The sequence below is a fragment of the Terribacillus sp. FSL K6-0262 genome, assembly GCF_037977385.1.
Classification (GTDB): Bacteria; Bacillota; Bacilli; order Bacillales; family Amphibacillaceae; genus Terribacillus.
On sequence record NZ_CP150277.1, the window covers coordinates 1,781,876 to 1,795,932 of the forward strand.

The 14,057-nt window shown below is 46.9% G+C and carries 12 protein-coding genes and 1 other annotated feature; of the genes, 11 read left to right on the plus strand and 1 reads right to left on the minus strand.

Annotated elements, in window-relative coordinates:
• Positions 1–74: 74 nt before the first annotated feature.
• The 11 genes from MHI54_RS09270 to MHI54_RS09320 all read left to right on the plus strand — a co-directional run bounded on the left by MHI54_RS09270 (position 75) and on the right by MHI54_RS09320 (position 12,182).
• The gene (locus MHI54_RS09270; RefSeq protein ID WP_095215799.1) at positions 75–764 is read left to right on the plus strand and encodes a response regulator transcription factor; all 690 of its coding nucleotides are present in this window, start codon (positions 75–77) and stop codon (positions 762–764) included.
• A complete protein-coding gene (locus MHI54_RS09275; protein WP_340081331.1) occupies positions 761–1,762 on the plus strand; it encodes a sensor histidine kinase in 1,002 nt (333 codons plus the stop codon). Before MHI54_RS09270 ends, MHI54_RS09275 begins: the two co-directional genes overlap by 4 nt.
• 105 nt (positions 1,763–1,867) lie before the next feature.
• Positions 1,868–2,629 (plus strand): ABC transporter ATP-binding protein, encoded by a 762-nt coding sequence (locus tag MHI54_RS09280; protein ID WP_340081332.1) that lies wholly within the window; start codon positions 1,868–1,870, stop codon positions 2,627–2,629.
• The gene (locus MHI54_RS09285) at positions 2,619–4,565 is read left to right on the plus strand and encodes an ABC transporter permease (RefSeq protein WP_340081333.1); all 1,947 of its coding nucleotides are present in this window, start codon (positions 2,619–2,621) and stop codon (positions 4,563–4,565) included. Before MHI54_RS09280 ends, MHI54_RS09285 begins: the two co-directional genes overlap by 11 nt.
• 40 nt (positions 4,566–4,605) lie before the next feature.
• Entirely contained in the window at positions 4,606–6,531 is a 1,926-nt protein-coding gene (locus tag MHI54_RS09290; protein ID WP_340081334.1) for an ABC transporter permease, read from the plus strand.
• A gap of 106 nt (positions 6,532–6,637) precedes the next feature.
• Complete coding sequence (locus tag MHI54_RS09295) at positions 6,638–7,207, plus strand: YdhK family protein (protein ID WP_340081335.1); 570 nt, start codon at positions 6,638–6,640, stop codon at positions 7,205–7,207.
• Positions 7,208–7,322: 115 nt separating this feature from the next.
• The gene (gene nikA / locus MHI54_RS09300) at positions 7,323–8,852 is read left to right on the plus strand and encodes a nickel ABC transporter substrate-binding protein (RefSeq protein WP_095215806.1); all 1,530 of its coding nucleotides are present in this window, start codon (positions 7,323–7,325) and stop codon (positions 8,850–8,852) included.
• Positions 8,852–9,796, plus strand: a complete 945-nt coding sequence (gene nikB / locus MHI54_RS09305) for a nickel ABC transporter permease (protein ID WP_095215807.1) — start codon at positions 8,852–8,854, stop codon at positions 9,794–9,796. Before nikA ends, nikB begins: the two co-directional genes overlap by 1 nt.
• Entirely contained in the window at positions 9,797–10,639 is an 843-nt protein-coding gene (gene nikC / locus MHI54_RS09310) for a nickel transporter permease (RefSeq protein WP_095215808.1), read from the plus strand.
• Positions 10,636–11,421: an ABC transporter ATP-binding protein gene (locus tag MHI54_RS09315; RefSeq protein ID WP_095215809.1), complete on the plus strand. Its 786-nt coding sequence runs from the start codon at positions 10,636–10,638 to the stop codon at positions 11,419–11,421. The genes nikC and MHI54_RS09315 overlap by 4 nt, the downstream gene beginning before the upstream one ends.
• Positions 11,418–12,182 (plus strand): dipeptide/oligopeptide/nickel ABC transporter ATP-binding protein, encoded by a 765-nt coding sequence (locus MHI54_RS09320; RefSeq protein WP_340081337.1) that lies wholly within the window; start codon positions 11,418–11,420, stop codon positions 12,180–12,182. The genes MHI54_RS09315 and MHI54_RS09320 overlap by 4 nt, the downstream gene beginning before the upstream one ends.
• A gap of 29 nt (positions 12,183–12,211) precedes the next feature.
• On the opposite strand, the gene thrS is transcribed toward MHI54_RS09320, so the two are convergent.
• The gene (thrS, locus tag MHI54_RS09325) at positions 12,212–13,498 is read right to left on the minus strand and encodes a threonine--tRNA ligase (RefSeq protein WP_340081338.1); all 1,287 of its coding nucleotides are present in this window, start codon (positions 13,496–13,498) and stop codon (positions 12,212–12,214) included.
• A 208-nt stretch (positions 13,499–13,706) separates the two neighbouring features.
• Positions 13,707–13,923: a binding site (T-box leader), on the minus strand.
• Between the last annotated feature and the right edge of the window lie 134 nt (positions 13,924–14,057).

The following is a 14,057-nucleotide window of genomic DNA, read 5'->3' on the forward strand; positions in this document are numbered from 1 at the left end:
CTTTACCAAAGGGTGCTAGTAAAAACATTGGGTATTCGTTACAATTTCATGGAAGACGAATGAGGTGACATACGTTGTTTAAGATATTACTGATCGAGGATGACAAAAGTCTATTTGAAGAAATTCGGACCCGTTTGACGCAATGGTCCTATGAGGTGTATGGAATAGATGATTTCGGACAGGTGATGGAAACATTCTCATCCGTTCAGCCGGAGCTTGTACTCATCGATATCCAGCTGCCGAGCTACGACGGTTTTCACTGGTGCCGGATGATCAGGGCGCATTCCAATGTGCCGATCATCTTCCTGTCCTCCAGGGATCATCCGATGGATATGGTCATGGCGATGCAGCTTGGCGGGGATGACTTTGTCCAGAAGCCATTTCATTTTGAGGTGCTGATCGCAAAAATCCAAGCTATTTTGCGCCGCGTCTACAATTACAGTACGGACAAAGTTACATTGAAGACATGGAATGGCGCAACGGTTGATTATGAAAAGAATGAAGTGGAAAATGATGCTGGAAAAGTGGAACTTACCAAAAATGAGATGTTCATCCTGAAGCTCCTGGTAGAGCAGAAAAACAAGATTGTCTCCCGTGAGAAGCTGATTACAAGCCTGTGGGATGACGAACGCTTCATCAGTGATAATACATTGACGGTAAATGTGAACAGATTGAGGAAGAAACTGGATGGGATCGGCCTGGGACAGCAAATCGAAACAAAAGTGGGACAGGGTTATTGCGCGCTGGAGGCAGATAGGCCATGATCCGGGAGTTTCTTCGGGATAAGGCAAGCTGGCTTGGTATGTTTGTCTTGCTTTCAGGCTTGCTTGTACTGATTGCGTATGTGGATACAACGATTCCTTTCGATTCCATACTCTATATATTATTGCTGTTCTGGCTGCTGCTGATCGTCTTTCTATTTTTTCGATATCATCGTGAAACGCGTTATTATCGCGGGTTGAGGGATTGGGAGAAAAGTCTGGACGCCTCGACGCTGCCAGAACCGGATCGACCATATGAATACATTGTTCATGAAAGCCTGCATGAACAGGTCAACTTCTTGAATCGTACTGCTGCCGATCGCCAGGAGTCATTGGAAAGGGAGAAGGATGAACTGCTTTCCTGGATCCATGAAGTGAAAACCCCGTTGACTGCCATGCAGCTGATCCTTGAGCGGGTGGAAGATGCGGCGTTGAAGCAGCAGCTGACGTATGAATGGCTGCGTGTACATATGCTGTTGGACACACAGATCCATCAAAAGCGCATTACATTTATCGAGAATGACTTATTCATCGAGAAGATTGATCTACATGCTGTCATCAGCCAGGAGATCCGGACCTTGCGCTCGTGGTGTATGCAGAAGGGAATCGGTTTCGACTTGGACCTGGAGGAGGAAGTGGTGCTGAGTGATACGAAATGGCTCACGTTCATTATGCGGCAGTTATTATCCAATGCAGTGAAGTATAGTGAAAACAGTGATATTTCCATTTCAAGCGAGAAAGTCGATGGACATGTACGCATCCACATCGAAGATCGGGGCATCGGGATTGATGCAAAGGACTTGCCGCGTATATTCGATCGGGGTTTTACATCTACCATCCAACACGATAAAGCTGCCACCGGCATGGGGCTTTATTTGACCAAAAAGGCAGCAAAACCGCTAAGGATCGAAATAGACGCAGTATCTGATTTAGGAAAAGGCACATGCTTTACGCTCACTTTCCCAAAACGAAATGAAATGGTCGGCATGATGGGCGTGTGACAGGATTGTCACACGCCTTTGTACATTTGTTAGCTGAAAAGCAGGAGCATATCCCGGGGCATCCGTATACTTGAGGTAACAAATCAGATAAAGAGGTGCGAATGGATGGGAATTCTAGAAGCGACAAGAGTCCAGAAGAATTACGGGAATAAATTCAATAAACAGGAGGTGCTGCGAGGAGTCGACCTTAGTATCGAGGAGGGGGAATTCGTCGGTATCATGGGGTCATCCGGATCTGGTAAGACAACGCTATTGAATGTGCTTTCGTCCATTGATCGTGCCAGCAGCGGAACGATCCTGATTCAGAATAATGAAATCACGAATATGAAAGAGAAGAAGCTGGCCGAGTTCCGGAAAAACCATCTTGGGTTTGTCTTCCAGGACTATAACTTGCTTGATACGCTGACAGTGAAGGAGAATATACTGCTTCCGCTTTCCATCAAGAAAGTGCCGAAAAAAGAAGCAGATCGCATGTTTGCAGAAGTAGCCGACCAGCTTGGCATCACGGAGATACAAAACAAATACCCAAGTGAAATTTCCGGCGGTCAGAAGCAGCGGACATCTGCTGCCCGTGCGTTCATCCATGAGCCGAGCATCATTTTCGCTGATGAACCGACGGGAGCTTTGGATTCGAAATCGGCTTCCGACTTGCTTAATAAGCTTAGCTCGCTGAATGTCAACCGGAAAGCGACCATCGTCATGGTCACCCATGATCCGGCGGCAGCCAGCTATTGCAGCCGCGTCATTTTCATCAAGGACGGTCAGATCTATACGCAGCTGAACAAAGGCCAGCAGGAGCGCCAAGCCTTCTTCAGGGATATCATGTCCACGCAAGGTGTCCTCAGCGGGGTGCAAAATGAGCATTAATAGCCTGATATTTCGCAATCTGAAGAAGAATCTCCGTAATTATTATTTGTATGTGTTTGCCCTGATTTTCAGTTCCGGTTTGTACTTTGCCTTTGTTACCCTGCAATATGATAAGTCGATGGATCCGGTGGAAGGATCGGTGAAAGGCGGAGCGGGTATCGCCACTGCTTCTGTACTCCTTGTATTTATCGTCGCTATCTTCCTGCTGTATGCCAATACGATCTTTATCAAACAGCGCAGTAAGGAGATCGGTCTGTTTCAGCTGATCGGGATGACGAAGAATAAAATCTTCACTATATTGAGTGCGGAAAATGCCATTCTTTATTTCGGCAGCCTCGTTTTCGGAATAATATTAGGGTTTATCGGCTCGAAGCTCTTGATCATGGTGATGTTTAAGGCTACCGGGGTGGAAGGGATAGCTTCCTTGTCCTTTTCAACAACAGCTTTTCTTCAAACCTTGATCGTATTTATTTGTATCTATGCACTCATTGCGCTGATGAATTTGTTTTTCATTAAACGTCAGACGATCCTGTCATTGTTCCACGTGAAATCAAAGACAGAACTGACAGCAAGAAAGCTGTCTGTTTTCCAGATCATCATCGGGATTTGCGGCATTGCCCTGATTGCGGTAGGTTATGTTGTTTCCGGAAAGCTATTCGATGGAGATTTCACCTCTATGAAGGAATTATTCGGAGTCATGTTCTTTATCTTGTTTTCTGTCATCCTTGGAACCTATTTATTCTACAAAGGGTCTGTCGCCTTCCTGGTAAGCCTTGTCAGAAAGCAAAAGGGCGGTTACCTGAACATCAAGCAGGTATTGTCCCTTTCATCCATCATGTTCCGGATGAAGTCCAATGCAACGCTTCTAACCATCATCACGACAGTATCCGCATTGGCCATCGGACTGCTTTCCTTGAGTTATATCACGTTCTATTCCGCTGAAAAAATGGCTTATAACTATACGGGTGGAGCAGATTTCTCCTTATTGACAGAAAAAGATGCCGAAGCCTTCCGTCAGGCAATGGATGATAATGATATCGCTTATACAGAAGACAAAGCGGAAGTGTATACCGTACAGCTCAATTTCGAGAAAATCCTGCAGACGGAGCTGGAGCTGAACTTTAATGCTTCCATGATGGATACGGCTGTCATCAGCGAGAAGGCAGCAGGGTTGGATGTGGCGCCGGATGAGCTGAAATTGACCGGCTATAATGAGCTGCTGCAGCGTTTCATGTCTCTGAAGGACAAGGGAGATGTAGTTATCCATGGGAAAGAGAAGGAAACAGCACTGCATTATACAGGCATGGAGGACGAATACCCGATTTCTAATTATTACACCATGGGCGGATTGCCGACAATGATAGTCGATGACGCACTGTTCCAGGAGCTGAAGCAGGATATCAATCCAGATTTGAATCAAGGCTATCACTGGTATTTCGGTTATACGATTGAAGATGATGATCAATTGACAAAGGCGAATGCTATATTCAATGATTTGGATTTTGAGGCAAAGGATAATAGTGAATCCAGAATCGACGCCGCTAAGGAGCAGAAATCGACGATGGGCTTGGCTTTATTCATTGTAGGATTCCTCGGCCTGACATTCCTGATCACGTCTGGCTGTATCCTGTACTTCAAGCAGATGGATGAAGCAGAAAGCGAGAAACCAAATTATACGATCCTCCGCAAGCTTGGCTTCACGACTGCGGATCTTCGCCGGGGCATCCAGCGCAAGCAACTGTTCAACTTCGGTATTCCGCTTGTCCTCGGGCTCATGCACAGCTATTTTGCTGTCCAGTCCGGCTGGTTCCTGTTCGGTTCGGTGATGATGACACCGATGATCATCGTAATGATCATTTATACAATTCTGTATTCGATCTTTGGCATCCTTTCTGTTGTCCATTACAACAAAGTCATTAAACAATCACTTTCATAAGGGGCTGCATGCAGCCCTTTTCTTTTTTGGGAGGTGTCATATGTTTATTCATCAACTGATCTTCCGAAATATAAAAAGAAATCTGCGACACTATTATTTATACTTTTTTGCACTTGTCTGCAGTACGGCATTATATTTTGCCTTTGTCACCCTGCAATACGAGGCCGCGGCCGGAGAATTGGACGATTCATTCAAAGTGCAGGCGGGTATTGAAGTAGCCTCTTATTTGCTTGTATTCATTGTAACGGTGTTCCTTCTGTATGCGAACGGATTGTTTTTGAAGCGGAGAACAAAGGAGATCGGATTGTATCAGCTGGCCGGGATGACGAAAGGGCAAGTCAGTTTTTTGTTCATGATGGAAAATGCCATACTTTATGCTGGGAGTCTTTTGGCAGGCATATTAACCGGGTTTATAGGATCCAAACTATTGATGATGATGATTTTGTATAAGATGATTGGAATGAGTCAGGTTGTTGTTCTGAAGTTCACTTGGCAAGCAGTCGGCCAAACAGTGATAGTGATCATGATCTTATATGTACTGCTCATGGTGATGACTACCCTGCAAATCGGGAGACAAGCGCTGCTGGCTTTATTCCAGCAGCAAAATAAAACAGAATCTCCTGATCAGCGTGTCACTTGGTACCAAGTTGCCATCGGGATTGCAGGAATCCTGTTGATTACTTCTGGTTATTATACTTCTGCGATTCTCTTCGATGGTGATTTTGGGGACTTTGCAGCTTTGACAAGAATGATGGGATACACACTGGCCAGTACCATGATCGGAACGTATTTTATCTATAAAGGCTCTGTCACGCTGCTGCTCCTTATTATTCGAAAAAGCAAGCAAGGGTATTTGACAATCCAACAGGTGCTGTCGATTGGTTCGATTATGTTCCGGATGCGCACGAATGCTTTCTTACTCACGGTCATCACGACAGTCATGGCACTGGCAATCGGTTTTCTATCCCTTGGCTCCATATCCTATTATTCTGTTGGAAAAGATGCTGATTCTGCAACTGGAGGGGCAGATTTCTCTTTCGAATCCAATGATGATCAGCAGCAATTCCGCCAGAAGCTGGACAAAGCAGCAATCGGATTTAAAGGGGAAGAAAAAGACATTGTTCAGTTGGATGCCGACATATCAGCAATCCTCGAAGAAGACAGTAACATGTCATCCCTGCAGAATATGACATTCATTCCGGCAGAGCAAGCTGGGTTTGATGTAGAAACTGGTCATGTCATCTTAGCAGGGGATGATGACCGATCGAATGCAGCTGCAACGTTCCATGCAGGAGAAATAGTTGTCCATCCAGCTGGTGGAGATGTACATTTGCATTTGGAAGACATTGTAAACCGTTCTCCGCTGCCAACTATCGTGACGTACGGCGGTCCTGCAGCAGTAGTCGCTGCAGCTGATTTTCAAAAACTCCGACATGATGATGCAGCTGAGCAGCAGACACTTTACTTCATCACTCTCCAGGATGAGGAAGATGAAAAAGAAGCCGTAAAGTTATTTTCTAAGCTGAACATAGAGGGATGGGCTATGTCCAAGCAGCTAGCTTTGGAATCCAGCAAGCTGGCAATGGGTCTGTACATGTTCATCGTCGGATTTTTGGGACTTGCTTTCTTGCTTACCTCCGGCTGTATTCTATACATCAAGCAAATGGACGAAGGTGATAGGGAGCGGCCTACGTACATGATATTGCGCAAGATCGGATTTACGAAAACAGATTTGCGTAAGGGAATTGTCCGCAAGCAGCTCTTTCATTTCGGGATTCCTCTTGCCATAGGGTTGTCTCATGGTTATTTTGCAGTGAAGTCCGGATGGTTTTGGTTTGGCACCTCTTTATGGCTGCCGATGGTGACAGTCATGATTGTATTTGCTTTGCTTTTTTCCGCTTTTGGTATGTTATCTGTGCTTTATTATAAAAGCGTCATTACAAGATCCCTTCAGGACAGTCGATAGACTGTCCTTCTTTGTATATGATAGCCTGTAGTTAACCAAAGAGGCGGAAGGGTATAGGGAAGTGAGAGTGTGATACATACTAGTAGCAGCAAAGGAGGAGAATCGCATGAGAATACAGATGATTCTTTTTGCAGCCGTTTTGATGCTTACGGCTTGCGGAAATGATGAGCCGCAAACGCAAGGTCATGTACATTCAAATGACACAGATCATATGCAGCATGATGAATCGGGTGAATTACCGGAGGGTCTTGAAGAAGCGGAGGATCTTGAAGAAGCGGAGGATCCCAAATTCCCGCCTGGCAGCAAGGCAATCATCCAAGCCGATCATATGGAAGGAATGAAGGGTGCAGAAGCGACCATTGTCGGTGCCTTTGATACATATGCATATGAAGTGACATATACATCCACGGACGGTGAGCATGTGGATAATCATCGCTGGGTCATCCAGGAAGAGCTGAAGGAAGCGGATGAACATCCGCTAGAGCCAGGAATCGAGGCGACGCTTACGGCGGACCATATGGAAGGGATGAAAGGTGCCACTGCGATTGTGGAGGATGTCGAGGATACAACGGTGTATATGGTGAATTATAAGTCGATGGCAACAGGGGAAGAAGTGAAAAACCATAAGTGGCTCACCGAGGAAGAGTTGGCGCCTATGAAGGATAGCTCCGATTGAAGGGGCTATTTTTTATGTAAAAATTCACTTTACAAAACGTAATCGTTACGATAATATACAAAACGTAATGATTACGAATTTATTGGCATACATATATATTTGAGGGGGAAAACGGATGCGGAAATTTCTGATAAAGACATTGGGAATGGCGATACTTATCTTGCTGCTGGCAGCATGTACGGATAATGCCGATTCAGAAGGAGACAAGAAGCACCTCGCCTTCGTATATAATTTTGCGACCAATTCCTTGGATCCGAATGTGGATTCCAGTTATGTACCACTGCGTGCCGGAATGACAGAAACGCTGGTCAGATTGAATGAGGAAACGTTGACAATCGAACCGTGGCTTGCTGAGAGCTGGGAAGGCACAAACGAGGGGAGGGAGTGGACGATCAAGCTTCGTGAAGGCATCGATTTCCAAAATGGAAAACCGATGGATGCGGCTGCGGTGAAAGCATCATTGGAAAGATCCTTGAAGGATAATGTAGCGATCCAGAATGCACTGAAAATCGATGCCATCGAAGTAATGGATGATAGGACCCTGCATATCACGAATACACAGGCGTTTCCTGAGTTCGTATCGGAGCTTGTAAACCCAAATGTATCCATCATTGATGTGGAAGCAGGCGACTTTGTCAATAATCCGATTGGGACAGGCCCTTTCAAGCTTGAATCATTCACGCCTGGCAGTAAATTGGAGCTAGTTCGGAATGAGGGCTATTGGGATGAAAAAGCTAAACTTGATTCTGTGACCTTCTCCTTCAATGAAGATGCGAATGCTCGTTCTTTAGCTTTGGAGTCAGGTGATGCGGATGTCGTCTTCCGACCGGAAGTGGAAAGCATCGGGAGCTTGGAGGAGAAGGAAGGCGTGAAGGTGGAATCGACCGAAACCTTCCGCGTGCACCAGCTGACGATGAATATGGAGCGGGAAGCCCTGAAGGATGTGAATGTTCGCAAGGCTTTGGATGCCTTGATTGATCGGGAGGAAATTGCACAGTCTGTATTGCTAGGATATGCAGAGCCGGCAAAAGGGCCGTTCCCTGGCTCCCTGCCATTTGCGCCAAGCTATAGTGAACATGAAACGGGAGAAGATGTTGCAAAGGAATATCTTGAAAAAGCTGGCTATACCCTCGTGGATGGCAAAATGCAGAAAGACGGGGAGCCTCTTGAGCTTACCATGCTGACCTACTCTTCCAGGGCTGACCTTCCATTGATCGCACAGATATTCCAATCGGATGCGAAAAAGCTTGGTATTGACGTGGAACTGCGTCAAATAGAGATCCCGGAAGAATACATGGCATCAAATCGGGATTGGGATTTAGCCACATACAGTAACCTGACAGCCCCTCGTGGTGATGCTGGATATTACTTGAATGCCACATATCACCCAGACGGAGCTTTGAATTTCAGTGGTGCAGATGAACCAGAGCTGACGAGGATCATCGATGAATTAAATGTAACAGTCGATGCCGATAAGCGTGCAGAGCTATCTGAAGCAGCTGCCGATTACGTAGATGAAAATCAAATCAATTCATTTGTGATTTATCCAGACACGCTCGTTGCCTATGATGAAACGAAAGTGAAGAACTGGGTCACGACAAGAAGTGAATATTATATGATAACAAATCAATTGGATGTGAAGTGATGTTTCGTATCATTGGGAGAAGATTGCTGGAGGTTGTACTGTTCGTCTTATTCGTCACCTTCTTCAGTTTCCTTTTCCTTCGCCTTGCACCAGGTGATCCAGCGCTTACGATCCTGAATGTGGATGAACTGAATGTAAGCCAAGAGCAGGTGGAGGCGCTGAGGGAGGATATGGGCTTCAACGATCCATTACTTGTCCAATATGGAAAGTGGCTGCTGGATTTCCTTCGTCTGGATTTCGGCAATTCCTATATCACCAGTCAGCCGGTATCGGAGATGCTGCTGACTGGTCTTCCGGCTACATTGGAGCTGACCATCGGTTCCTTGATCGTCATGCTGCTGGTCGCGATTCCATTGGGATCCCTTTCCGCTTTATACAAGGATAGCTGGATCGACCATGTCAGCCGCTATTTCTCCATCATTGGTGCTGCCGTCCCCAGTTTCTGGCTCGGACTGATCATGATTGATATGTTTGCTGTCAGATTAAGCTGGTTCCCGACAATGGGACGTGACAGCTTGCTATCCCTTGTGCTGCCGGCAGTGACATTGGGACTTGCTATTGCGGGTGTTTATGTACGGCTGCTCCGTTCCAGTCTGTTGGACTCCTTGGGACAGGAGTTTGTCCGCGCGGCAAGGGCGCGGGGTATTTCGGAAGGACGCATCTTCTTCTCGCATGCTTTCCGACACAGCTTGCCGCCAGTCATCACGGTATTCGGTGTCAGCCTGGGCAGCTTGATCGGCGGTGTTGTCGTGGTGGAAGTATTATTTGCTTACCCCGGTGTAGGAAAGCTCGTCGTTGATTCTATCCGTCAGCGTGATTATCCGCTGATTCAAGGCTATATCGTCCTGATGGCGGCTATTGTCTTCATCGTGAATACATTAGTGGATCTATCTTATCGATATGTAAATCCTGAACTTCGATTAAAAGAAAGGAAGCTCAGCTAGATGAGTGTCATGGCTCTTTCCCCTGAAAAAATAAAGAAAACCAAGGCCTGGCTGATCAGTGCGCTTTTGGTCCTGTCATTGGCAGTGGCGGCATATACGTTCCTTTACTTGAAGCATGATGCCAACATGACAGATGTCGGGAACCGGCTGGCATCCCCATCGTGGGAGCATCCCATGGGGACGGATCATTTAGGCCGTGATGTGCTCACGAGGCTCTTACTCGGATTCCGTTTGACTGTCGGCTACAGTTTGATTGCTTTGGCTGCAGCAGTTATGATCGGTGTTCCTTTCGGCCTGCTTGCAGGAATACGGGGAGGCTGGGTCGATCGGCTATTCATGCGGATCGCCGATGGTTTCCTTGCTTTCCCCGATACAGTGATTGCCATTGTGCTAAGCGGTCTGCTGGGGCCGGGTATTGGTAACTTGCTGTTTGCCATCGTTCTTGTAAAATGGGTCAACTATGCCCGGATGGTACGCAGCACAGTGCTGACAGAAGTGCAAAAAGACTATATCACCATTGCCAGGATCAATGGTCTGTCCACGTTTACGATCATGCGCAGACATCTTATGCCGCATATCATCGGGAATGTCCTCGTCCTGTCCAGTTTGGATTTCGGTAAAATCATTTTGCTCATTTCTTCGCTTTCATATATCGGTCTTGGTGCACAGCCGCCGACCCCGGAGTGGGGCGCCATGCTGAATGAATCCAGGCCTTACTTCCAGGCGAACCCCGAAATGATGGTCTATCCTGGACTGGCCATCGTTGCAGTGGTGTTAGTGGCGAATGTTCTCGGTGACTATTTACGAGATGAATTTGATGTGAAAAAGGAGGTGCAGCCATGATTTTATCAATCAAGGATTTAACGGTATCACATGGAGAAAAAACGCTTGTGGATCACGTCAGTCTTACCATCGATAAAGGAGAATGGTTCGCCCTCGTTGGTCAAAGCGGCAGCGGGAAAACGATGCTGTCACAAGCGATCGGTCAACTGCTTGGACCTAATCTAAGTGCATCCGGAAGCGTCATTTATCAAGGGGATAATATTCTTGAACGGACGAAACAAGAAATGAAAGAGTTGAGAGGAAAAGCAATCAGTTATATTTTCCAGGACTATCACGGCTCCTTCACACCTTTCCTGACGATCCTGCAGCATATGGAAGAGTATTTGCAAACACATGGAGTGAAAGAAAAGCAAAAGCGTAATGAAATGACGAAAGAGGCGCTGGAATCTGTCGGTCTGGATGCCAGCTTTGGTAAGCGATACCCATTCCAGCTGAGCGGCGGCCAGCTGCAGCGTGCTTCTATCGCACTTGCACTTCTTTTGGAGCCGGACATCCTGATTGCTGATGAAGCAACGACTGCGCTTGATAGCGTATCTGCGCATAGGATCCTTTCCTTGCTGCAAGAGCTGCAGCAAAAAACAGGCTGTGCGATTCTTTTCATTACACATGATTGGCGCCATGTTGTTCGCTATTCCCATAAAATCGCTGTCATGAAGGATGGTAAGATCATGGAAGTCGGAACAAAACAAAAGCTCATCCATCAGCCGGAACATGCATATACGAAGCAGCTGATTCAAGCTGCCCCGACATTGCCCATGCGCGTCAGGGAGATAAGCAAATGAGGCGCGTTGTCGAAATGCATGATCTCAAAAAAAGCTATACTCCCGGTAAGCTGGCTGTCAATGATGTCTCTCTCTCCATTCACGAAGGTGAAAGCTTAGGCTTGGTAGGGGAAAGCGGATGTGGAAAAAGTACATTGGCGCGCTGCCTGTTGGGAGTAGAGACAATTGATGGCGGATCGATTATATTTAATGGAGACCCCCTTGCGAATGCCAGCCGGAAAGACTTTCGAAACTATCGCCGCAACGTACAGACCGTCTTCCAAAATCCAACCGCCTCTTTGAATCCGAAGATGAGAATCAAAGATTCACTGCTGGATCCATATTTGCAGTTCCAGCATGAACTTCAGCTAGGGCACTTTCATTTCTCCTCCAAGCAAGCATTTGTACAGCAGCTGCTGGAAACGGTGGAACTGCCAAAAGAGCTGGGGGATCGTTTTCCGCATGAGCTGAGCGGCGGACAAAAACAACGGGTGACCATTGCCCGTGCCATCAGCATCGAGCCCAAGCTCATCGTCCTGGATGAACCAACGGCAAGCCTGGACGTCCTTTCCCAGGGAGCGATATTGAAGCTTCTTGCTTCTCTCCAGGAAACACTAGGTATGTCATACTTGTTTATTTCCCATGACCTTGCTGCTGTTTATCAGCTTTGCCAGCGCATCGCAGTCATGAAAGATGGCGAGCTGCTCGATTTGTTTGATAAAGAAGATATTTATGATAATCAGCGTCACAATTATACAAAGGAATTGATCGGCATATTTTAAGCGGATACTCTCTGGGAGCATCCGCTTTTTTATGCTTCGAATTGCTTCAGGAGATCACCTAAAGACATCTCCCCGATGTTTCCCTCTGGCCGCTTCCGGACAGCAACTGTTTTATCCTGCATCTCCTTATCCCCGACAATAAGCAGATAAGGCACTTTCTGCTGGGAGCCTTCCCGTATTTTCAGCCCGATTTTCTCCGAACGATCGTCAACGGACACGCGATAGCCTGCTTTTTGAAGATACTCGCCAACGGCCTTGGCATATTCTGCGTGCGCATCGCTGATCGAGAGTATGCTTGCCTGAACCGGTGCCAGCCAGAAGGGGAAGTCGCCTGCATAATGCTCGATGAGAATGGCCATGAAGCGCTCGATCGATCCATAGATGGCACGATGGATCATGATTGGCTGTTTGCGGCTGTTTTGCTGATCGATATAGCTGCAGCCGAATTTCTCCGGCATTTGGAAATCCAGCTGGACAGTGCCGCATTGCCAGCTTCTTCCGAGACTGTCGAGAATGTGGAAATCGATTTTCGGACCGTAAAATGCACCGTCACCGGCATTCACCTTATAAGCGATCCCTTGTCTTTCAAGGACATTCTCCAAGGCAGCCTCCGCTTGATCCCAAATTGCGGGGGAACCCATGAAATCTTCTGGACGAGTGGATAGCTCTACCTCATAAGAGAAACCGAACAGGCTGTAAAAATCATCGATCAAATGAAGGACTTTTTCCACTTCTTGTTCGATTTGATCCTCACGGACGAATAGATGCGCGTCATCCTGTGTAAATGATCGGACGCGCAGAAGCCCGTTCAGTGAACCGGATAGTTCGTGACGGTGCACCAAGCCCAATTCGGCATAGCGCAGGGGGAGATCCCGATAACTGCGGAGCTTGCTGTTATAAATCAGCACTGCACCAGGACAGCTCATCGGTTTGATGGCGTAGCGCTGATCATCGACTTCGGAGAAATACATATTTTCGTGATAATGATCCCAGTGACCGGACCGTTCCCAGAGCTGCTGCTTCATCATGATCGGCGTCTTGATTTCATCGTAGCCAGCTTGGGCATGCTTTTCTTTCCATAATTCCTCCAGTTTATTGCGCAGTGCCATTCCCTTTGGCAAGAAGAAGGGCATGCCTGGTGCTTCCTCCATGCTCAGGAATAGCTCGAGCTGCTGTCCTAGTTTACGATGGTTCCGTTTTTCTGCTTCAGCTTGTTTGTTCATGATAATTTCCTCCTTTGAAATAAAAAAGACCACAATCCTCCCGTGATCGGGACGATTGTGGTCGTGGTTCCACCCAGATTTCCGCCAATGCATTGGCGCTTGTATGAGATAACGGTTCCTCCGATAGCGGATACTGTGACTTCCCCGCCATAGCTTGAAGGTGGTAATCCAAATCGTTCTCCTGCAGGGCTCTCAGCCGTTGACCCTGCTTTCTGTTTAGGAGAGGGATGACTTGCATCATGTCCTTCGCATTGCTTTTCCGATATGAAATTGTAAATAAAAAAGACCGCAGTCATCTCCCTGAAGGGACGATTGCGGTCGTGGTTCCACCCTAATTCCACCAGCAAACAGCTGATGCTCTTAAAAAAGCGATAACGGTCTTCCCGATTACGGATACTTGAGTTCCCCGTAATAGCTCCAAGGCGGTAATGCATGTGCTTATCTGCGAAGGTTCCAGCATTTCCTTCGCTCTCTGGAAGAAAGAGGCGCGTGCATGTTGTCCTTATCAACGCTTCTGTTGTGTTGTATGCTCATTATACAGATACTGGATATAGACGTCAAATGGAAATGAGGGATTTTTATGCAGGATTGGATCGGAACGGAAAAAACTATATAATGATTTGATTACACAGCGCATCAAAAGATAGGCAGA